The organism is Micromonospora sp. D93 (genome assembly GCF_018070365.1).
Lineage (GTDB): Bacteria > Actinomycetota > Actinomycetes > Mycobacteriales > Micromonosporaceae > Micromonospora > Micromonospora ureilytica.
Window position 1 is genome coordinate 102,329 of sequence record NZ_JAGPXW010000013.1, and the last position, 17,754, is coordinate 120,082.

General features: G+C 69.7%; 20 protein-coding genes and 1 pseudogene. 13 read left to right on the forward strand and 8 right to left on the reverse strand.

Translation table 11 applies throughout. The annotated features are described in order from the left end of the window. Positions 1-6 precede the first annotated feature (6 nt). Together KBX71_RS17085 and KBX71_RS17090 are read left to right on the forward strand one after the other, a co-directional pair. A complete protein-coding gene (locus KBX71_RS17085; RefSeq protein ID WP_210819010.1) occupies positions 7-993 on the forward strand; it encodes an ABC transporter permease in 987 nt (328 codons plus the stop codon). 144 nt (positions 994-1,137) lie between these two features. Then, positions 1,138-2,880: an ABC transporter substrate-binding protein gene (locus KBX71_RS17090; protein ID WP_210819011.1), complete on the forward strand. Its 1,743-nt coding sequence runs from the start codon at positions 1,138-1,140 to the stop codon at positions 2,878-2,880. A 152-nt stretch (positions 2,881-3,032) separates the two neighbouring features. Here KBX71_RS17090 and KBX71_RS17095 read toward each other — a convergent pair whose 3' ends face one another. Next, positions 3,033-3,797: a DUF427 domain-containing protein gene (locus tag KBX71_RS17095; RefSeq protein WP_307847117.1), complete on the reverse strand. Its 765-nt coding sequence runs from the start codon at positions 3,795-3,797 to the stop codon at positions 3,033-3,035. A gap of 307 nt (positions 3,798-4,104) precedes the next feature. On the opposite strand from KBX71_RS17095, the gene KBX71_RS17100 reads away from it, so the two are divergent. Further along, positions 4,105-4,485 carry a VOC family protein gene (locus KBX71_RS17100; protein WP_210819012.1) on the forward strand — a complete coding sequence of 127 codons (381 nt, stop codon included), beginning with the start codon at positions 4,105-4,107 and terminating at the stop codon, positions 4,483-4,485. 358 nt (positions 4,486-4,843) lie between these two features. Here KBX71_RS17100 and KBX71_RS17105 read toward each other — a convergent pair. Next, positions 4,844-5,056 (reverse strand): annotated as a pseudogene (locus KBX71_RS17105) (XRE family transcriptional regulator); the annotation flags it as partial. 95 nt (positions 5,057-5,151) lie between these two features. Here KBX71_RS17105 and KBX71_RS34285 point away from each other — a divergent pair. Next, positions 5,152-5,286 carry a hypothetical protein gene (locus tag KBX71_RS34285; protein WP_256442063.1) on the forward strand — a complete coding sequence of 45 codons (135 nt, stop codon included), beginning with the start codon at positions 5,152-5,154 and terminating at the stop codon, positions 5,284-5,286. A gap of 203 nt (positions 5,287-5,489) precedes the next feature. Here KBX71_RS34285 and KBX71_RS34290 read toward each other — a convergent pair whose 3' ends face one another. Both KBX71_RS34290 and KBX71_RS17110 read right to left on the reverse strand, forming a co-directional pair. After that, complete coding sequence (locus tag KBX71_RS34290) at positions 5,490-5,621, reverse strand: hypothetical protein (protein WP_256442064.1); 132 nt, start codon at positions 5,619-5,621, stop codon at positions 5,490-5,492. A gap of 21 nt (positions 5,622-5,642) precedes the next feature. After that, complete coding sequence (locus tag KBX71_RS17110; RefSeq protein WP_307788316.1) at positions 5,643-5,948, reverse strand: helix-turn-helix domain-containing protein; 306 nt, start codon at positions 5,946-5,948, stop codon at positions 5,643-5,645. Between the two features lie 165 nt (positions 5,949-6,113). Here KBX71_RS17110 and KBX71_RS17115 point away from each other — a divergent pair, with 165 nt between their 5' ends. Further along, positions 6,114-6,953, forward strand: a complete 840-nt coding sequence (locus KBX71_RS17115; RefSeq protein WP_210819013.1) for an NAD(P)H-binding protein — start codon at positions 6,114-6,116, stop codon at positions 6,951-6,953. Between the two features lie 111 nt (positions 6,954-7,064). On the opposite strand, the gene KBX71_RS17120 is transcribed toward KBX71_RS17115, so the two are convergent. Beyond that, the gene (locus KBX71_RS17120; RefSeq protein WP_210819014.1) at positions 7,065-7,967 is read right to left on the reverse strand and encodes an NADP-dependent oxidoreductase; all 903 of its coding nucleotides are present in this window, start codon (positions 7,965-7,967) and stop codon (positions 7,065-7,067) included. Between the two features lie 105 nt (positions 7,968-8,072). On the opposite strand from KBX71_RS17120, the gene KBX71_RS17125 reads away from it, so the two are divergent. Next, complete coding sequence (locus KBX71_RS17125) at positions 8,073-8,471, forward strand: helix-turn-helix domain-containing protein (RefSeq protein WP_210819015.1); 399 nt, start codon at positions 8,073-8,075, stop codon at positions 8,469-8,471. Positions 8,472-8,486: 15 nt separating this feature from the next. After that, a complete protein-coding gene (locus KBX71_RS17130; RefSeq protein ID WP_247683609.1) occupies positions 8,487-8,684 on the forward strand; it encodes a hypothetical protein in 198 nt (65 codons plus the stop codon). A 148-nt stretch (positions 8,685-8,832) separates the two neighbouring features. Here KBX71_RS17130 and KBX71_RS17135 read toward each other — a convergent pair whose 3' ends face one another. Next, positions 8,833-9,753 (reverse strand): alpha/beta fold hydrolase, encoded by a 921-nt coding sequence (locus KBX71_RS17135; protein WP_210819016.1) that lies wholly within the window; start codon positions 9,751-9,753, stop codon positions 8,833-8,835. A gap of 126 nt (positions 9,754-9,879) precedes the next feature. Then, entirely contained in the window at positions 9,880-12,024 is a 2,145-nt protein-coding gene (locus KBX71_RS17140; protein WP_210819018.1) for a prolyl oligopeptidase family serine peptidase, read from the reverse strand. Between the two features lie 87 nt (positions 12,025-12,111). Here KBX71_RS17140 and mshB point away from each other — a divergent pair, with 87 nt between their 5' ends. The 3 genes from mshB to KBX71_RS17155 all read left to right on the forward strand — a co-directional run bounded on the left by mshB (position 12,112) and on the right by KBX71_RS17155 (position 14,062). Beyond that, positions 12,112-13,038 (forward strand): N-acetyl-1-D-myo-inositol-2-amino-2-deoxy-alpha-D-glucopyranoside deacetylase, encoded by a 927-nt coding sequence (mshB, locus tag KBX71_RS17145; protein ID WP_210819019.1) that lies wholly within the window; start codon positions 12,112-12,114, stop codon positions 13,036-13,038. Positions 13,039-13,055: 17 nt separating this feature from the next. Next, positions 13,056-13,493, forward strand: a complete 438-nt coding sequence (locus tag KBX71_RS17150) for a hypothetical protein (RefSeq protein ID WP_210819020.1) — start codon at positions 13,056-13,058, stop codon at positions 13,491-13,493. A 104-nt stretch (positions 13,494-13,597) separates the two neighbouring features. Beyond that, positions 13,598-14,062, forward strand: a complete 465-nt coding sequence (locus KBX71_RS17155; RefSeq protein WP_210819058.1) for a hypothetical protein — start codon at positions 13,598-13,600, stop codon at positions 14,060-14,062. Between the two features lie 5 nt (positions 14,063-14,067). Here the strand turns inward: KBX71_RS17155 and KBX71_RS17160 are convergent, their stop codons facing one another. After that, on the reverse strand, positions 14,068-15,039 hold the full coding sequence (locus tag KBX71_RS17160) for a GNAT family N-acetyltransferase (protein WP_210819021.1): 972 nt from the start codon (positions 15,037-15,039) through the stop codon (positions 14,068-14,070). 79 nt (positions 15,040-15,118) lie between these two features. Here KBX71_RS17160 and fdxA point away from each other — a divergent pair, with 79 nt between their 5' ends. From fdxA to KBX71_RS17175, 3 genes are all read left to right on the forward strand, one after another. Continuing rightward, entirely contained in the window at positions 15,119-15,445 is a 327-nt protein-coding gene (fdxA, locus tag KBX71_RS17165) for a ferredoxin (protein ID WP_210819022.1), read from the forward strand. Then, a complete protein-coding gene (gene dapC, locus KBX71_RS17170; RefSeq protein WP_167492963.1) occupies positions 15,442-16,545 on the forward strand; it encodes a succinyldiaminopimelate transaminase in 1,104 nt (367 codons plus the stop codon). Before fdxA ends, dapC begins: the two co-directional genes overlap by 4 nt. Before the next feature lie 182 nt (positions 16,546-16,727). Beyond that, on the forward strand, positions 16,728-17,747 hold the full coding sequence (locus tag KBX71_RS17175) for a prephenate dehydrogenase/arogenate dehydrogenase family protein (protein ID WP_210819023.1): 1,020 nt from the start codon (positions 16,728-16,730) through the stop codon (positions 17,745-17,747). The last annotated feature ends 7 nt before the right edge of the window (positions 17,748-17,754 follow it).

Genomic DNA, 17,754 nt, shown 5'->3' on the forward strand with positions numbered 1-17,754 from the left:
CAAATCATGGCGCGATTTTTGATCAAGCGGCTCTTCTCGGCCACGCTGACCCTGTTCGCGGTGAGCGTGTTGACCTTCCTGATGTTCTTCGCCCTGCCGCGCGACCCGGTCAGCAGCATCTGCTCGAAGAACTGCAACCCGGAGCGGCTGGAGCGGGTCCGCGACGACCTGGGCCTGAACGACCCGCTGGTCAGCCAGTACGCCGGCTACATGAAGGGCATCGTGACCGGTCGGGACCTGGGCAGCGCCCAGGGTGGCCGGTGCGACGCGCCCTGCCTGGGCTGGTCGTACGTCACCAACGAGGCCGTCTCGGACACCATCGCCCGGGTGCTGCCGGTGACGCTGAGCATCGTGATCCCGGCGGCCATCCTCTGGTTGCTGCTCGGCGTGGGGCTCGGCATGGTGTCCGCGCTGCGTCGGGGCACCTGGCTGGACCGGCTGGCGATCGGCTTCTCGCTGACCGGCGCGTCGTTGCAGCTGTACTTCGTGGGTGCGGTGCTGCTGTTGGTGTTCGTCTACAACCTGCGGCTGTTGCCGGTGCCGAGCTACACCTCCCTCTTCGACAACCCGGCGAAGTGGGCCAGTGGGCTGGTGCTCGCCTGGGTGGCGCTGGCCTTCCTCTTCTCGGCCATCTACGCGCGGCTGTCGCGGGCGCAGATGTTGGAGACGCTGTCCGAGGACTTCGTCCGGACCGCGCGGGCCAAGGGCCTGGCCAAACCCACTGTGTACGGGCGACACGCGCTGCGCGCGGCGATCACCCCGGTGGTGACGATCGCCGGGTTGGACGTGGGCGGGGCGCTGGGCGGAACGGTGATCACCGAGACGACGTTCGGCATCCAGGGGCTGGGGCGGACGGCGGTGGACGCGGTGCGCTCGGGTGACCTGCCCACCATCATGGCCACCGTGCTGATCGCCGCGGTCTTCGTGGTGCTGGCGAACGTGCTGGTGGACCTGCTCTACGCGGCCATCGACCCCCGGGTGCGGCTGCGCTGAGCCGCCTGGTGTCCGCCACGCCAACCGGTGGCGAAATTTATCGACAACTGTTACACAACTCGTAGGTTTCTTCCTTACGATCCTCGGGACGTCGGCGGTTCTCGCCCCGACGAAACGCACGGCACATGGGTGAAGGGGGTATTCATGAGACCACGCGTGGTGGCTGCCGCAGGCGGCGCGATCGCTCTGGTGGTGGCATTGGGTGCGTGCTCGAAGAACACGGGCGAGGGCACCACTGTCGACACCGAACGGCAGCAGACCGGGGTCATCGCGACCGACCCCAAGGACTCGCAGGGGCCGGCGGCCGAGGTGAGCGGAGCTGCGAAGGGCGGCACCTTCACCATCATTCGGGAGTCGCCGATCTCCCACCTCGACCCGCAGCGGACGTACTCGTTCGCCGGTCTGATGGCCAACCCGCTCTTCGCCCGCTACCTGACCACCTGGAAGGACGACGGCAAGGGTGGCCTGGTCCTGGTGGGCGACCTGGCCGAGACGCCGGGCAAGAACGTCAACAACGACTGCAAGGTCTGGGAATTCACTGTCAAGGACGGGGTGAAGTTCGAGGACGGTCGACCGATCACCTCCAAGGAGATCGCGTACGGCATCGCCCGTTCCTTCGACCCGGACCTGTCCGGCGGCCCGACCTACATCCAGGAGTGGCTGGCCGACACCCCGCAGTTCGACACCGAGTGGGACTTCAAGAAGAACAAGACGTCGCTCCCGCCCGGCCTCAGCACGCCGGACGCCAAGACGCTGCGCTTCGAGTTCGCCAAGCCCCGCTGCGACCTGCCGTTCGCGGTCTCGCTGCCGACCACCGCGCCGCTGCCCGCCGACAAGGACACCGGCGTCGACCTGGACAAGCAGCCGTTCTCGTCCGGCCCGTACAAGATCTCCAAGAACCAGGTCGGCGTGCAGCTCACCCTGGACCGCAACCCCAACTGGGACCCGGCCACCGACGCCGTGCGGCACCAGTACCCGGACCAGTTCGTCTGGAGCTTCGGCCCGACCGCGGACGCCGCCAACAACCGGGTGATCGCCGACAACGGCGCCGACCAGAGCGCGCTCGCCTTCAACACGGTGCCCGCCTCGCTGGTCGCCAAGGTCGCCGGGGACGCCGCCCTCAAGTCGCGGACGATCCTCTCGCCGACCCCGAGCGCCAACCAGCTGGTCATCAACAACCAGCGGGTCACCGACCTGAAGGTCCGTCAGGCGCTCAACTACGCCATCGACCGCGAGGGCTTCATCAAGGCGATGGGCGGGCAGACCGTCGCCGCGCCGCTGACCACGCTCATGCCGCCGGCCACCATCGGCTACAAGGCGTACGACGCGTACCCGGCGGGTGCCAACGGCAACGTGGACAAGGCCAGGGAACTGCTCGGCGGCAAGACGCCGGAGCTGGTCCTGGGTGTCGCCGACAACTCGACCGAGCAGCAGCAGGGCGCCCAGCTCAAGGCCAACCTGGAGCGCGCCGGCTTCAAGATCACGCTGCGGAACATCTCCGACGACGCGAAGCTCGACGAGATCAAGAAGAAGGACAACCCCTGGGACCTGTACATCGGTAACTGGGCTGCGGACTGGCCGAGCGGCGCCTCGATCCTGCCGGTGCTCTACGACGGCCGCACCATCAAGGCCGAGGGCAACAGCAACCAGGCCTACTTCAACGACCCGGCGATCAACACCGAGATGGACCGCATCTCGGCGCTGCCCGCGGCCGAGCAGGGCCCGGAGTGGGCCAAGCTCGACGAGCGCATCATGAAGGAGCACGCGCCGGTGGTGCCGCTCTTCGTCGACGTGGCGTACAACGTGCACGGGTCCAAGGCCGGCGGGATCTTCATCTCCAGTGTCTTCGGCTACCCGTCGTTCGTGAACGCGCACGTCAAGCCGTAAGTAACACCGCAGACCAGAAGGGTCCCCTCCCGACAACGCCGTCGGGAGGGGACCCTTGCTGGATCTTGATCAATTAAGTGCGGCGTCAATCCCCGGCCGACCGCACCCGGCACTGGTACAGACGCGAGCCGGTGCCAGGGCGTGCGTTTGGTTCAGTGAAAGGGCGTTGACGGCCGGCTCAGTCGCTCGCCGTCGACGAAGAGATCGACTTTCTCGTTGTAGAAGGCGATCAGGCCGGCGATCGGCAGGAGTGCGGCGGTTGGGAAGTCGTACGACCAGGCCAGGTCCGGGTGGGCCTGGTCATCGAGACGGACGGACCAGTAGTCGCTGGTTTGGCCCTTGTACGGGCAGGCGGTCCTCGTCGCCGACGCCACCAGGTGCCTGAAGTTCACGTCGGTCCGGTTGAGGTAGTAGCGGGTCGGTAGACCGGTTTCGAAGACCAGCACGGGCGATGTCGACTCGGCCAGGACGACCCCTTCCAGTTCCACCCTGACGCTGCGGGTGGAACGTAACGCGTCCACCCGGGCATACGGGTTCCGGGGGTGCACGAAGACCTCTTCGTCCTCCTCGAACCAGCCATCCATGGCTGCCCAGTCGAACCGGATCGTGTCCGCCAACCCAGCCAGCGCGTCGTCTCCGTACAACCGCCCGCACGAAGGACGGATCGTCTCGCCAACCTGCAGCCCGTGCAGCCGTGCGGTCCCGCGCCGGGACACCTCGGTGCGCTGGCCCTCGATCAACAGGTTGCGATTCAGGTCGTCGATGGGGATGTAGTACTGCGGGAAGAAGGGCCATTCCCACACGTACCGCGCCCGCGTGGTCTCCAGTACCTGCTCGCCGCCGAGGAAGGCTCGGACCCGGCGAGGCACCGGCTCAATGTGGTCGACCGGGACGATCATCTTCGGATAATCCGACACGTTGACCCCCGTGATGTGACGGCCGGCTCGGGCAGGCGCCGGTTCAACGATCAGGGTGGCCCCCGCGTTGTCACGTGCGCTTGTTGCAGAGACCGTAACCGATGTCGCCTTTCGTGACGAGTCCTTGACGGCAGATCCGGACCCTCGCCTATGGTGGCCCGATGAGAGCCGCAGTCGATGGGTCAGCTTGCTGGAGGTCGGCGGCCCCGGTCCATCCGGAGGGCTGGAGCTCCGGTGTCAGAGCGCCCGGCTGGAAGGAACGCTGGGAAGAGCTCACGCCGGCATACCAGCAGATGGAGATAGGTCGATGTCGAACCTGATCAGGCTCAGCCTGACGACGGTCAATGCGCCCAACGCAATCGCCCTCGCGCGGTTCTACGCCGAGATCACCGGCGGGGTCGCGAAGGGTGACGAGGGCTGGGCGCTTGTAGAAGGGCCGAACGGCGACATCGGGTTCCAGCAGATCGATGACTATCAGCCACCCACCTGGCCGGATGGCGAGGTGGGGATGCAGATGCACCTCGAGTTCTTCGTCGACGACCTGGAGGCGACCGGAGCGCGTGTGCTGGCAGCCGGTGCTACCCGATTCGAGCATCAGCCCAACGCGGACCACTGCTTCGTGTACGCCGACCCGGCCGGGCATCCGTTCTGCCTGTCCCTGTGGGGGGTCCCGAGAGTCGGCGACTGACTCAGCTCGTTCGGGCATCTGTTGTTCAGGCGCGACCAACTTGCTGGTGCCGGAACGGACCGAGCTGCACTACCGATACGTCAACACCGTTGCGTTAGACGGAGTGGCTGTTCGTCAACCCCGCGCTGTCCCGTCGATCATGGACTTGTGGTGGGTGGCAAAGTGCCCGGATCGGGCCAAACCCGGCACCACAACTCCATGATCGACGAGGGCGGTGTGCCCCTCTTCCGCGATCTTGCGTTTACTGTCGCGACATAAGAGGGTATTCAGCGCATATCGGCGACCGAAACTGCAAGATCGGCGCGGGTCTGGCGTTTCTGGAGTGACGGACCTGGGTGCACCGCGCCCTTGCGCCCAGCAACCGCTCGGGCGAGGTGTTGTACTGGTCGAGCGTCGCCTTGGACGTGGAAGCATCCAGGAAGGTCAGTTCCCAGGGGTCGGTGTTGACGTCCATGTCCTTGCCGAACCCGACCCATTTTCCGGCCATCCGTCGGCCGGTCGGCTCCACCAGTAGCTGGATCGCGCCGTGGTACCGGGCTCCCCGGTAGTAGCCCGCCGGGTCGGTCTGCTCCACCCCTGCCGATCGAGCATCGTGCCGGGCACCTGATCGACGCGGCGCACGTCTACCTCCAGACGGACGACCCCGTCAACGCGGCCCGGGTCCTGTTGCGGGCCGAGCGCATCGCGCCCGCCGAGATCCGCCACCGGCCGGCCGCGCGGGACCTGGTCGCCAAGATCGCCCGCGACCCGGACGTCCCACCGACGATCACTCAACTCGCCATCGGCCTCGGGGTGCTGTGAGCGGGACGGTCCACCCCAGATAGATCAACGTGTGTCGAGCGAGAAGATGGCGCCGATCTTGCAGTTTCGGTCGTGAATATGGGTGGAATGCCTGTTGTGTCGCGACAGAAAGTGCAAGATCGCCGAGCAGGGGCTGACGCTCAGGCCGGTCCGCCGGGCGACGTCCCCGATGGCGTACAACTCGTTTCGGTCCACGCCGACCACTATGCGATCTCAAGCGGCTTGAGATACAAGCCCCACATCAGTTGATCATGTCGCCCGGGCTGAATCTGTTCAGCAACGCTGACATCCTCTTCGGCGAACTCGGGGCGCAACCGTGGCTGGTTGGTATTCACGTGCTTAAGGTCGGCGCAGGCTCATCGTTCGGCGTCGTAGGCGCGTTGTGCCCGCTCCACCTCGCCGAGATGGGCGTCGGCCCAGGTGGCCAGGTGCGCGAAGAGCGGACCGAGGCTGGCGCCCAGCTCGGTGATCTCGTATTCGACCCGGGGCGGCACCTCGGCGTGGTAGGTGCGTGTCACGAGCCCGTCGCGTTCGAGTTGGCGTAGCCGTTGCGTGAGGACTTTCGGTGTGATGCTGGTCAGCCGGCGCTCCAGCTCCACGAATCGCTGCCGACCGTACTCGTGCAGAGCCCACAGGATGGGCGTGGTCCATCGGCTGAACACGATATCTACGACCGGCGAAACGGGGCAGGCTAGCTCGGGATTCGCTGACCGTTGCATGTGTCCTCCGTTACAGACCCAATACTATCCTCTAGGTACCTACTATATCGACGCTACTAACGTCTCCTCCAACCGCGCGAACGACGCGGTCGACCTGGAGGTTCAGACATGTTCGTCGTGACAGGCGCCACCGGGAATGTTGGTCAGAGACTCTTGTCGATCCTCGCGGCCTCGGGTGCTGCGGCGACGGCGGTGTCTCGTGCGCGACGCCCGGTCGTCGTACCAGACGGGGTGCGCCACCATCGCGCGGACCTCGAGCGGCCGGAGAGCCTCAGACCGGCGCTCGCTGGCGCCGAAGCGCTGTACCTGCTCGTGGAGGGCGCCGGGGCGCATCTCAACGTGCCCGAGATCCTGCGGGTCACCACGGCCGCCGGCGTGAAGCGCATCGTGCTGCAATCCTCGCAAGCGGTTGGCACAAGGCCGACGACCGCCTCGCATGCGCCGCTGCAGGCCATCGAAGACCTTGTACGCAGGTCCGGCCTCGGCTGGACGATCCTGCGCCCTGGCGGCTTCGCCTCCAATGCCCTCGCTTGGGCCGAACCGGTTCGCAACGGACGGACGGTGGCCGCACCGTTCGGCGATGTCGGTCTGCCTGTGATCGACCCGGACGACATCGCCGAGGTGGCGGCTGTCGCCCTTCGCGACGGTGCGCACGACGGTCACACGTATGAGCTGACCGGTCCGGCGCTGAGCACACCACGTGAACGGGTTGCCGATCTCGCTACCGCGCTCGGCGAACCGATCAGCTTCATCGAACAGACGCCCGACGAGGCCCGCGAACAGATGCTGCGGTTCATGCCACCACCGGTGGTCGAGGGAACGCTGGCGATCCTCGGCGCGCCGATCGCACGGGAGCAGCGGATCAGCCCGGACGTGTCGGAGGTCCTGGGCCGACCGCCACGCTCCTTCGCCGCATGGGCCGGGCGCAACGTCGACATCTTCCGCTGACGCGACCGGCCATTGCACCAACCCTTCCCTCGGACTGATGACCGGACACCCTTGAACGGCTGTCCGGTCATCGGCAGAGCCGTCATCGACTGATCGAGCTTTCGCCGCGGATCAGGGGACGATCACCACGCTGCCGCGCACGCCGCCCTGGGCCAGCCGCTCGTGGGCGGCCGCCGCGTCGGCGAAGGGGTACACGTCAGCGACCCGGAGCGGGATGTCTCCGCTGGTGACGAGTTTGACCAGTTCGCCCAGCCGGGCTCCGTCCGGTAGCACCTCCAGCGCGAAGGTCCGGATTCCCCGCACCGGCTCCGGGCGAAGCGGAGGTGACGCGGCCACGTAGCCGCCGCCGTCCCGGATGAGGTCCAGCAGCGAGGAGCCGATCACCGCGAGGTCGATGACCGCGTCGAACGGCTCCGTCGGATCGTCGGTGCTCGACAGGAACGTCGCGCCCAGCGACTCGACGAACTCGCGGTCGCCGGCTCGGGCGAGTCCCGTGGCGCGCAGACCGGTCGTCCGGGCCAGCGCCAGAACGAACCCACCTACCTGCCCGGCGGCGCCGGTGACGAGCACTGTCGAACCCGCCGGGAGCGCGAGCAGGTCGAGTGCCTGAACGGCGGTGAGGCCATTGGTCGGCAGGGTCGCCGCCTCGGTGGCGGGGACGCCGGTGGGCGCGGAGGTCAGCCAGGCGGCGTCGAGGACCACGTACTCCGCGTGGGCGCCGACCGTGGTCCGTAGCCACGGTGAGAAGCCGATGACCTCGTCGCCGATCGTGAACCCGTCGACCGATGGGCCGACCGCGTCGACGCTGCCGGCAACGTCCCAGCCGGGCGTGTACGGCAAGCCGGTCGGCAATGGAGCCGGGAACCGACCGGAGCGGAGCACAAGATCAACCGGGTGTACGACCGACGCCGCGACCCGCACCCGCACCTGCCCCGGCCCGGGCTCGGGCATCGGCACCTCGGCCACGTGCAGGACCTCCGGCCCTCCGAACTTGTCATAGCTGACTGCGCGCATCGTCGTCTCCTCCGTGGGATTTCGTGATCACCACGACCGTACGAATCGTCGGCACTATGAGAAAGTAGGTACCGTAAAGTGCCTAGGGCACCAGAGGGAGGCAAGATGGCGACGACGACCGCAGCACAACGCCGTGAGCAGGCCAAACGCGACTACGACGCGTTCCTGGAGCAGTGCCCGACCCGCGAGCTGCTGAGCAGGCTCACCGACAAATGGGTCGCCCTGGTGATCCCCGCGCTCGCAGGAGGTCCGCAGCGGCACGGCGAACTCGCCCACCGCATCGCCGGTGTCAGCCAGAAGATGCTCACCCAGACCCTGCGGACGCTGGAGCGCGACGGCCTGGTCACCCGCACGGTCACTGCCTCGGTGCCGGTCCGTGTCGACTACGAGCTCACCCCGCTCGGCCACGAACTGTTCCCGGTCATGATCGCGATCAAGAGCTGGGCGGAGACGCACATGGACCGCGTTTTCGAAGCCCGGACCCGATACGACGCACGCCCCTGAGCACCTGCGACGCCGATGACGTCAGAGCGACGGGTGATCGCCGATGGGCGCCTCGCTGCCCTGTTGCTCGACGTTCGCGTCGGCGAGGAGCAGCAGGACGCGTGCGTCTGGCTCGAGATGTCCGAGCACTGGCTGATCAGCAAGATCATCGACTACTGGCCCGAACCGTACGACCCGCCGCAGGGCCGGGAACACCTCGTGGAGCGGTGGTGATCGTCAGCCCGGCTGGTGCCCCGCCTCGTCCAAGGTCACGCTCGATCCTGGATCGAGTGGCTACCTGGCGCCGGGATGCCACTGGATCCTGGATCGAGCGCGATCTTGGTAGCGCGGGCGACGCGCGGCGGACTGGCCGTCCCGGCGTTCAGGCACCACCGATGGAGCGGTCCAGGAAATCGCGGATCATCGGCGCGGCGACGTCGAGCTTGTCTTCCAGCAGGAAGTGGCCGGTGTCGAGCAGATGGAACTCGGCCGACGGCAGGTCGCGCTTGTAGGGGTGGGCTCCAGCGGCCGGGAAGACCGGGTCGTTCTGGCCCCAGACGACAAGCGTCGGTGGCTGGTGGTCGCGGAAGAATGCCTGGAATTCCGGGTACAACGTGACGTTGCTGCCGTAGTCGTAGAACAGATCCAGCTGGATGTCCGCGTTGCCGGGGCGGGCGAGCTGCGCGTCGTCGTGGAGCCACCTGTCGGGGTCGAGCCGGGTGAGATCGTGCACCCCCGCCGTGTACTGCTGCTTGACCGTTTCGGGCTTGAGAATGAACGCGATGGCCTGGCGGTGCTCGTCAGTCTTGTCCGCCCAGTAGGCCTTGATCGGATCCCAGAAATCACTCAGGCCCTCTTCGTACGCGTTGCCGTTCTGCACGATGAGCGCGCTGACCCGTTCGGGCCCCTTGAGGGCCAGCCGGTAGCCGGTCGGCGCCCCGTAGTCGAAACAGTAGAGCGCGTATCGGTCCACTCCGAGCTGGTCGATCAGCCCGTTCATGAGGTCGGCGAAGTTGGCGAACGTGTAGTCGAATGCCGATCGGTCCGGGCTGGCGCTGTGGCCGAAACCCGGGAAGTCCGGGGCGATCACCCGGTAGCGGTCCGCGAGCAGGGGGATCAGGTGGCGGAACTGCGAGGACGCTGTGGGAAATCCGTGCAGCAGCAGGACCGCGGGGCCATCGGCCGGGCCGGCTTCGCGGTAGAAGATGTCGATCCCGTTCACGGTCGCCGTGCGGAAGTGCGTGACCGGAAACTCGCCTTCCTGGACGGCGGAGACCGAGGGCTTCTGCGCAATGCCAACCATGCTGGAGTCCTTTCAGCACAAGGGAAAGCGGTGCCGCCCTGGGGAATCGCGCTGCCGGGTCCCGCTTCGGTCAGCATGGCATTCGACAGGGGGCTCGGTGTGCCGAACTCGCTTATCGAATGCCGTTTACAACAGGTGGGTACGGAGGAAATCCAGTTCCAGGGGGAGCAGCCGTTCGGCGGTGCCGTTCGCGGCCAGGTGGGTGGCCCCGGTCAGCGGCAGCACGGCGTGTGGCCGGCCGGTGCTCAGCAGGGCAGCGGAGAGCCGCAGCGTGTGCGCGGCCACCACGTTGTCGTCGGCCATGCCGTGTACCAGCAGCAACGGGCGGGCCTGGTCCGGGCCGGTGACCGGCTCGGCGGCCAACTCGACGAGCGAATGGTGCGCGTAGATGTCCAGGCCGTCTTCCGGCAACCCCAGATAACGCTCGGTGTACGCGGTGTCGTACAGCGCCCAGTCGGTCACCGGGGCGCCCGCGATCCCGCACCGGAACAGCTCCGGGTGGCGCAGCACCGCCAGCCCGGCCAGCCACCCGCCGAACGACCAACCGCGCACCCCCACGCGGCTCAGGTCCAGGTCCGGGTGCTTGCCGGCGAGGGCGGTCAGCGCGTCGATCTGGTCGGTCAGGATCACGTCGGCGACCCGCCGGTGGATCGCCTTCTCGAACGACGGGGCCACGCCCGGCGTACCCCGGTTGTCGACGGTGACCACCGCGAACCCGGCGTCGGCCCACCACTGCCGTTCCAACCACGCGGCCCGCGCCGCCACGACCTCCTGGTGCCCCGGGCCGCCGTAGATGTCCAGCAGCACCGGCAACCGCCGGCCCGTCACGTGGTTGTCCGGGTAGAGCACCGCCGCCGGCAGCCGCCGATCGGTCACCCGTTCCAGCAGCGGCAGCGGAGAGTACGGCGGGATGGCGGCGAAGGACCGCAGCTCGGCGACTTCGTGGTCGCCGCGGCGCACCGTCCAGCGCACCCCGGCATGATCCAGCGACGCGACGCCGACGGCGAGCACGTCCCCGCCCACCGCCGCGGTGTACCAACCGGAGTCGGTGGTGAGCCGGCGCGCGTCCACCCCACCGCCGATGGTGGTGCGGACCCGGAACAGGTGCCGCTCGCTCGGCTCGCCGTCGCTCGCCTCCACCAGCAGGTCGGCTGGGCCGGCGGCGGCCGGCAGCCGACCCACCACCCGCCGCACGTACAGCGACGGCGGGGTGAGCAGCGTGCCGTCCGCGAACAGGCACCGAGCGTCGTACCCGTCGTGGGCCAGCTCCCCACCGACCAGCACCCGGCCGTCCGGCAGATGTGTGGGGGTGCCGGCGATCGGTTCGACCCAGCGCGGGTCGGCCAGCTCGGCGTGCACCTGCGTCTCACCCGTCCGCGGGTCCACCGCCAGCACCAGCCCGTGCTGCTGCGAGCGGCGCAACACGGTGATCAACGGGCTGCCCTCACCCCAGCTGACCCCGGTCAGGTACGGGTAGGTCTCCCGGTCCCAGTGCACGTCGACCCAGCCGTCGTCCAGGTCCAGCAGGTGCAGGCTGACCTCCGCGTTGGGCCCACCAGCCCGGGGGTACGCGACGGCGGTCGGCGGGCTCGCCGGCTCCGCCGGGTCGTGCAGATGCCACCGCTCCAGGCGGGACTCGTCGACCCGGGCGGCGAGCACCATGCGGCTGTCCGGTGCCCACCAGTACCCCCGGAACCGGCCGAACTCCTCCGCCGCGATGTGCTCGGCCAACCCCCAGCTCACCCCGGCGTCCTCGCCGGCCAGCAGGGTGTCGGTCCCGTCCGGGTCGATCACCCGCAGCTCACCCCGACGCACACCATCGGCCGCGTCCGTCACGTACGCCAGCCGCTGCCCGCTCGGGTCCGGACGTGGGTCCAGCACCGGGCCGACGGCCGCCACCTCCACCACGTCGCCGTGCACCAGATCGGCCCGGAACAAGCGCCCGGCCAGCGCGAACACCGCAACCCGACCGACCGCGTCCAACGCGTACGAGCCGATGCCGGCGGCGCTGAGCCGCAGCCGCTCGCGCAGCGCGCGTTCACCGGAGGAGAGGGACCGGACGTCCCCGCCCTCGCCCAGCAGGGTCGCCGGATCGGCGACCAGCCGCTCCTCGCCCGTGGCCACGTCCAGCAGCCAGAGCGCGTCCGCCGGATCCTCGGGGCCGGCGGAGCGCAGGAAGATCACCCGGGAGCCGTCCTCAGCCACCGAGACAGCGCGTGGCGCGCCGTGGCTGAACCGGCGGGTGCGGGCGGCCAGCTCCGGAAAGTCCACACGCCAAATCGTAGAGCCGGAGCGGAGGTGATGTGGCCGACCTGGGCGGACGCGTCAGCGTCAGCCGGGGGAGAACCGCCGGTTAGAGTGACCGTCGTGACGATGCTGCCCGACCGCCGCCTGCTGCTGGTCCACGCGCACCCCGACGACGAGTCGATCGGCACCGGCTCGACGATGGCCCACTACGCCGCCGACGGCGCGCACGTCACGCTGGTGACCTGCACGCTCGGCGAGGAGGGCGAGATCCACGTGCCCGCGCTGGCCCAGCTCGCCGCCGCCGGGGCCGACCAGCTCGGCGGGTACCGCGTCGCCGAGCTGGCCGCCGCGTGCGCCGCGCTCGGCGTCGGCGACCACCGCTTCCTCGGCGGCGCCGGCCGTTACCGCGATTCCGGGATGATGGGGCTCGCGACCAACCAGCACCCCCGGGCCTTCTGGCAGGCCGACCTCGACGAGGCCGCCGGGCATCTCGTGGAGATCATGCGAGAGGTACGCCCGCAGGTGCTCGTCACGTACGACCCGAACGGCTTCTACGGCCACCCCGACCACATCCAGGCCCACCGGGTGGCCATGCGCGCCGTCGAGCTGGCCACCGCCGAGGGCTGCGCCCCGCTCAAGGTCTACTGGACGGCGATGCCGCTCAGCGTCCTGGAGGCCGGCATGACGCATTTCGCCGAGTCCTCCGACAACCCGTTCGGCGGCATCGAGGACATCGCCGACCTGCCCTTCGGCACCCCGGACGCCCAGATCGCCGCCCGGATCGACGGCACCGACCAGCACACGGCCAAGGAGGCCGCGATGCGGGCGCACGCCACCCAGATCCCGGCCAACTCCTGGCTCTACTCGATCGCCGGCAATTTCGGCGCCGAGTTCATGGGCGTGGAGTACTTCACCCTCGCGGTCGGCGAGAAGGGCCCGGGCGCCGGGCCGTACGGCTGGGAGGACGACCTCTTCGCCGGCCTGCCCGCGGAGACCGCCCCGGACCGGTCCCCGGTCGCGGCGGCGGGTCTCCGGTGACAGTGCCGGCCGCACCGATGACCGTCGTGGAGAACCAGGAAGCCCCGCCCCCGGCGGGGCCACCGCCGCGACTGCTGGACCTGGGCGTCCGGCTGGTCGGTGCGATCGTCGTGGTCCTCGCCGGAGTGCTGACCGGCGTACTGGAGCTGCTGCTCGCCACGGTCCGCATCGGCGGGCAACTGATCGGCGTGTCGGTACTCCTCGCCATCGGCGCCAACATCCTGCTGAGCTGGTTCGCGTACGAGGCGGTCGGCCGTCGCTGGGCGGTGGCGCTGCCGGCGGTGCCGTGGTTCGCGCTGATGGCGGTCGCCGCCATCCGGACCAACGAGGGCGACCTGCTGTTGGCCGGCGACAACTGGGTCGGGCTGGCCATGATCGTGGCCGGCGCGATGACGTTCGCAGTGATGGGCTTCCGGCAGATCCTCGCCCCGCAGCCGCCCATGCTCGCCGGCTGACGGCGGGGCGCTGTCGGCTGATGACGTTTCACAGGTAAGGGTGGTAAATATTCCTGCCAGGGATGCGAACCCCACGACGGGGCGTACGGCAGGAGGGTCCGGCGATGGACAAGCGGTGGCGTGATCTCGGGGTGCTGGTAGCAGCGCTGTTCGCGGTCAACGTGGTGGCCCGACTGGTCATCCGGCTCGGCTTCGACGGTGACGACACCGCCGCCGACCGGGTGTCACTGGCGATGTTCACGGTGATCGGGCTGATCCTCGCCGTGGTCGCCTTCCGCTGGGGGCGTCGTCGGCCGCTGGCGGGCTGGGCAGCCGACATGGCACTCGTCGTCCCGGTGGCGATGCTGCTGACCGTGCTGGTCGGGCCCCTGCTGGTCGGTTACAACCCGTTCGCCGGCGGCGCGGGGACGTTCTTCGCGCAGATCTGGCTCTACCTGCTCGCCACCGGCGCCGGGTTGCTGATCGGCTACCTGGTGCTCACCGCGCTCGGCCGCGACTACCGCTCTCAGCAGCTGAAGCGGTACGCCGAGGTCAAGGCCGCCAAGCCTCGCCGAGTCGTCCGCCGCTGACGATCTCAGCTTGGGGCGACCCGGGTCAGGTAGGTGTGGTGGGTGACGAGGCCGAGCCGCTGGTAGAGCGCGACCGCCGCCGCGTTGCGCTGCTCGACCTGGAGGAACGCGTGCGTCGCCCCGCCGGCCGCGCCCCAGCTGGCGAGTTCGTGGATCACGCGGCGGGCCAGCCCCTGTCGGCGGGCCGTCGGTAGTACTTCGACAAGGCTCAGGCCCAGCCAGCGCCCCTGGCCGGTCACTGTGCCGCGGCCGACCGCCACCAGAGCGTTGTCGGCGTACCCGTGGGCGAAGCGGACCTGGTCCACGGCGGTGAGCACGTGCCGGGCGGCATCCGGCAGGCCACCCTTGCGGCCGGCGGCGATGGCCAGCCACTCGTCGCTGGGCGCGGTGGCCAGCTCGACGACCGCGTTGTCCTGCCCGCCGGCCGGACCGCTGCCGGGTGTCGACGTCAGCAGGGGTAGCGGCGCGATCTGCACCAGCGTCGGTGGGCGGGTGCTCCAGCCGCGGGCGTCCAGTTCGGCGCCGACCGGTGCGGCGAGGGGCAGCGGCGTGTTGATCAACGCCGGTTGGCCCAGTTCGGCGTACCAGCGCTCCACCGCGTCGACCGCGGCGGCCAGTGGTCGGTCCGGGTCGCCGATCGGCAGCGCCGAGTTGGCGCGCCCGGTCCAGCCCTCGGCCGACCGGAGCAACCAGTCACCGAGCCGGCCCCGGGTTGGTGCCGGCCAGGCCTCGTCGGCGGCCCGCTCCAGCGCCACGACAGCGGCGGCGGTCGGCCGACGGGTCGGCGGTACGCGCTTGGCGCGGTGGACCTGCGCCACCGGGACCCGTAGCTGTCCCTGCGCGGTGGCCAGCGTGAGATGAGTCTCGCTCAGCTCCACCAGCTCGCCCAGAGCATCGGAGAATAGTGGGCGGCCCTCGCGAATCCCCACAATCCGGCGGACCACGATTCGGTGTCCCACATCCTGCTGTCGGAGCACGATCGACCCCCTCCCCGGCGAGATACTAGGCTCTTACCGTCGCGGGAGATCGCGGCGAGTCTTGCGGAGGAGAAGACCGGTGACCTACATCATCGCCGAGCCGTGCGTAGATGTGCTCGACAAGGCATGCATCGAGGAGTGCCCGGTCGACTGCATTTACGAGGGCAATCGGATGCTCTACATCCACCCCGACGAGTGCGTCGACTGTGGTGCCTGTGAGCCCGTCTGCCCCGTGGAGGCGATCTTCTACGAGGACGACGTTCCGGAGCAGTGGAAGGACTACACAGGCGCGAACTACGAGTTCTTCGAGGACCTGGGCTCGCCCGGTGGCGCCTCGAAGGTCGGCAAGGTGGAGAAGGACGCCACCTTCGTCGCCGCGCAGCCGCCGCGCAGCGAGGGCAACTGAACCGGCCCGCGCCGGTCTCGTCGCGGCTGCCCGAGTTCACCTGGGACACCCTGGACGCCGCGGCCACGCTGGCCGCGGCGCATCCGGAGGGCCTGATCAACCTCTCCATGGGTACGCCTGTCGACCCGGTGCCGGAGGTGATCCGGCGGGCGTTGGCTGACGCGTCCGATGCCCCCGGTTACCCGCTGACCGCCGGCACCCCGGCGCTGCGGGCCGCGATCGCGGCGTGGGTGTCCCGAGCCTGTGGCGCTGGCGTCGACGGTCTCGGTGTGCTGCCGACCATCGGCTCGAAGGAGCTGGTGGCCTGGCTGCCCACGCTGCTCGGCATCGGCCCGGGTGACGTGGTGGTGGTGCCGTCGGTCGCGTACCCCACCTACGAGGACGGCGCCCGGCTGGCCGGCGCCACAGTCGTCCGTACCGACTCGCTCACCTCGCTCGGGCCGACCCCGCGGGTCCGGTTGGTCTGGGTCAACTCGCCCGGCAACCCGACCGGCCGGGTGCTGCCCGCGGCGCACCTGCGCAAGGTGGTCGACTGGGCCCGCGAACGTGGCGCGGTGGTCGCGAGCGACGAGTGTTACCTGCCACTGGGCTGGTCGGCCGAGCCGGTTTCGGTGCTGTCTCCGCAGGTCAGTGGGGGCAGCTATGCCGGGGTGCTCGCCGTGCACTCGCTCTCCAAGCGGTCGAACCTCGCCGGCTACCGGGCCGGCTTCGTCGCCGGCGACCCGGCGCTGGTCGCCGAGCTGCTCAAGGTCCGCAAGCACGCCGGCATGATCGTGCCCGCGCCGGTGCAGGCGGCCATGGTGGCCGCCTTGGAGGACGAGCGACACGCCGAGGAGCAGCGGGAGCGTTACCGCGCCCGGCGGGAGGTGCTCCGGGCGGCGTTCACCGGTGCCGGGTTCACCGTCGAGCACTCCGAGGCGGGCCTCTACCTCTGGCTGACCAGGGGTGAGGACTGCTGGCAGACGGTCGACTGGCTGGCCCGACGCGGCATCCTGGCCGCCGCCGGCGTCTTCTACGGCCCCACGGCCGGGCAGCATGTCCGGGTCGCCCTGACCGAGTCCGACGAGCACATCGCCGCCGTCGCCGCGCGCCTCGCCTGATCGCGGTCTGCTGGTCGAGCCCGTCGACCGACCGCTCGGACGGCATCCGCCGCTGACCTGGCGGAACGCGGTCGGGTCGGCGCAGCGGGCGGGAGCCTGTGGCCCCCGAACGCTATCCTCGGCCGCGGACCTGGCGGGGCCGTCGCGGCCCCGCACCCCAGCAGGAACATCGAGGTGTGCGGATGGTGGACAGGCCAGGCGCGCGGGTGCGGGCGGCGGTGGTCGGCACCGGCCTGATCGGTGGCTCGGTGCTGCTCCGGATGTACGACGCCGGCATCGACGTGATCGGGTGGGACCCGGACGAGGCCACTCGGCGGGAGACCCGACGGGCGGGCGTACCCGCGCCGGATCGGCTGGTCGAGGCGGTGGCCGACCGGGACGTGGTCTTCCTGTGCGGGCCGTTGCCCACCCTGCCGGCGACGCTTGTCGAGGTGGCGGCGATGACCGGTGAGCGGTGTGTGCTGACCGACGTCGGTAGCACCAAGGAGCAGGTGACGGCGTTCGCCGCCGCGCAGGGGCTGACGCATCGGTTCGTGCCCGGCCACCCGATGGCGGGCACCGACCGGTCGGGCTTGACGGCTGCACGGCCGGACCTGCTCACCGGCGCGGCCTGGGTGCTCTGTCCAGCACCTGGGCCGTCCACCACCTCGTTCCGTTGGCTGGCCGAGCTGCTGGTGGAGGTCTTCGAGGCCCGGGTGGTGCCGATGTCCGCCACGGAGCACGACTCGGCCGCCGCGCTCGCCTCACACGTGCCGCACCTGCTCGCCGGCGCGCTGGCCGGCGCGGTGCAGCGCGCGCCGCTGCGCGACGCGATTCTCGCGCTCGCCGCCGGCAGCTTCTCCGACGGCACCCGGGTGGCCGGAACCCCGCCCGATCGGACCGCCAACATGCTGCTCGGCAATCGAGACCTGGTGCTCCGCGAGCTGGCCGAGGTCACTGTCTTCCTGGACGACCTGGCGGCGGCGCTGCGCGCCGACGACGCTCCGGCGCTCACCGCCCGGTACGACGAGGCGCGGGCCGCCCGCGCGGCACTGCGCGACCGGCGGTTCGATGCGTACGACCGGCAGTTCCCGGCCGGCGGTGACCACGCCGCGGAGGTGTCCTGGCTGCGCCAGCTGGGGGTGACCGGCGGCCACCTGACCGGCCTGCGCGTCGACGCGGACACGGTCTCCTACACGGCGCGGCGCCCCGTCGCTGACTAGGCTGAGG

Bases quoted from the DNA above. Each gene is read 5' to 3' on its own strand.
- KBX71_RS17155 (WP_210819058.1), top strand. From the start codon at position 13,598: ATGGACAAGCGGTGGCGTGATCTCGGGGTGCTGGTAGCAGCGCTGTTC.
- KBX71_RS17175 (WP_210819023.1), top strand. From the start codon at position 16,728: ATGGTGGACAGGCCAGGCGCGCGGGTGCGGGCGGCGGTGGTCGGCACC.
- KBX71_RS17120 (WP_210819014.1), bottom strand. From the start codon at position 7,967: ATGCGCGCAGTCAGCTATGACAAGTTCGGAGGGCCGGAGGTCCTGCAC.
- KBX71_RS17135 (WP_210819016.1), bottom strand. From the start codon at position 9,753: ATGGTTGGCATTGCGCAGAAGCCCTCGGTCTCCGCCGTCCAGGAAGGC.
- KBX71_RS17150 (WP_210819020.1), top strand. From the start codon at position 13,056: ATGACCGTCGTGGAGAACCAGGAAGCCCCGCCCCCGGCGGGGCCACCG.
- KBX71_RS17125 (WP_210819015.1), top strand. From the start codon at position 8,073: ATGGCGACGACGACCGCAGCACAACGCCGTGAGCAGGCCAAACGCGAC.
- KBX71_RS17100 (WP_210819012.1), top strand. From the start codon at position 4,105: ATGTCGAACCTGATCAGGCTCAGCCTGACGACGGTCAATGCGCCCAAC.
- KBX71_RS17115 (WP_210819013.1), top strand. From the start codon at position 6,114: ATGTTCGTCGTGACAGGCGCCACCGGGAATGTTGGTCAGAGACTCTTG.
- KBX71_RS17130 (WP_247683609.1), top strand. From the start codon at position 8,487: ATGACGTCAGAGCGACGGGTGATCGCCGATGGGCGCCTCGCTGCCCTG.
- KBX71_RS17090 (WP_210819011.1), top strand. From the start codon at position 1,138: ATGAGACCACGCGTGGTGGCTGCCGCAGGCGGCGCGATCGCTCTGGTG.
- KBX71_RS17085 (WP_210819010.1), top strand. From the start codon at position 7: ATGGCGCGATTTTTGATCAAGCGGCTCTTCTCGGCCACGCTGACCCTG.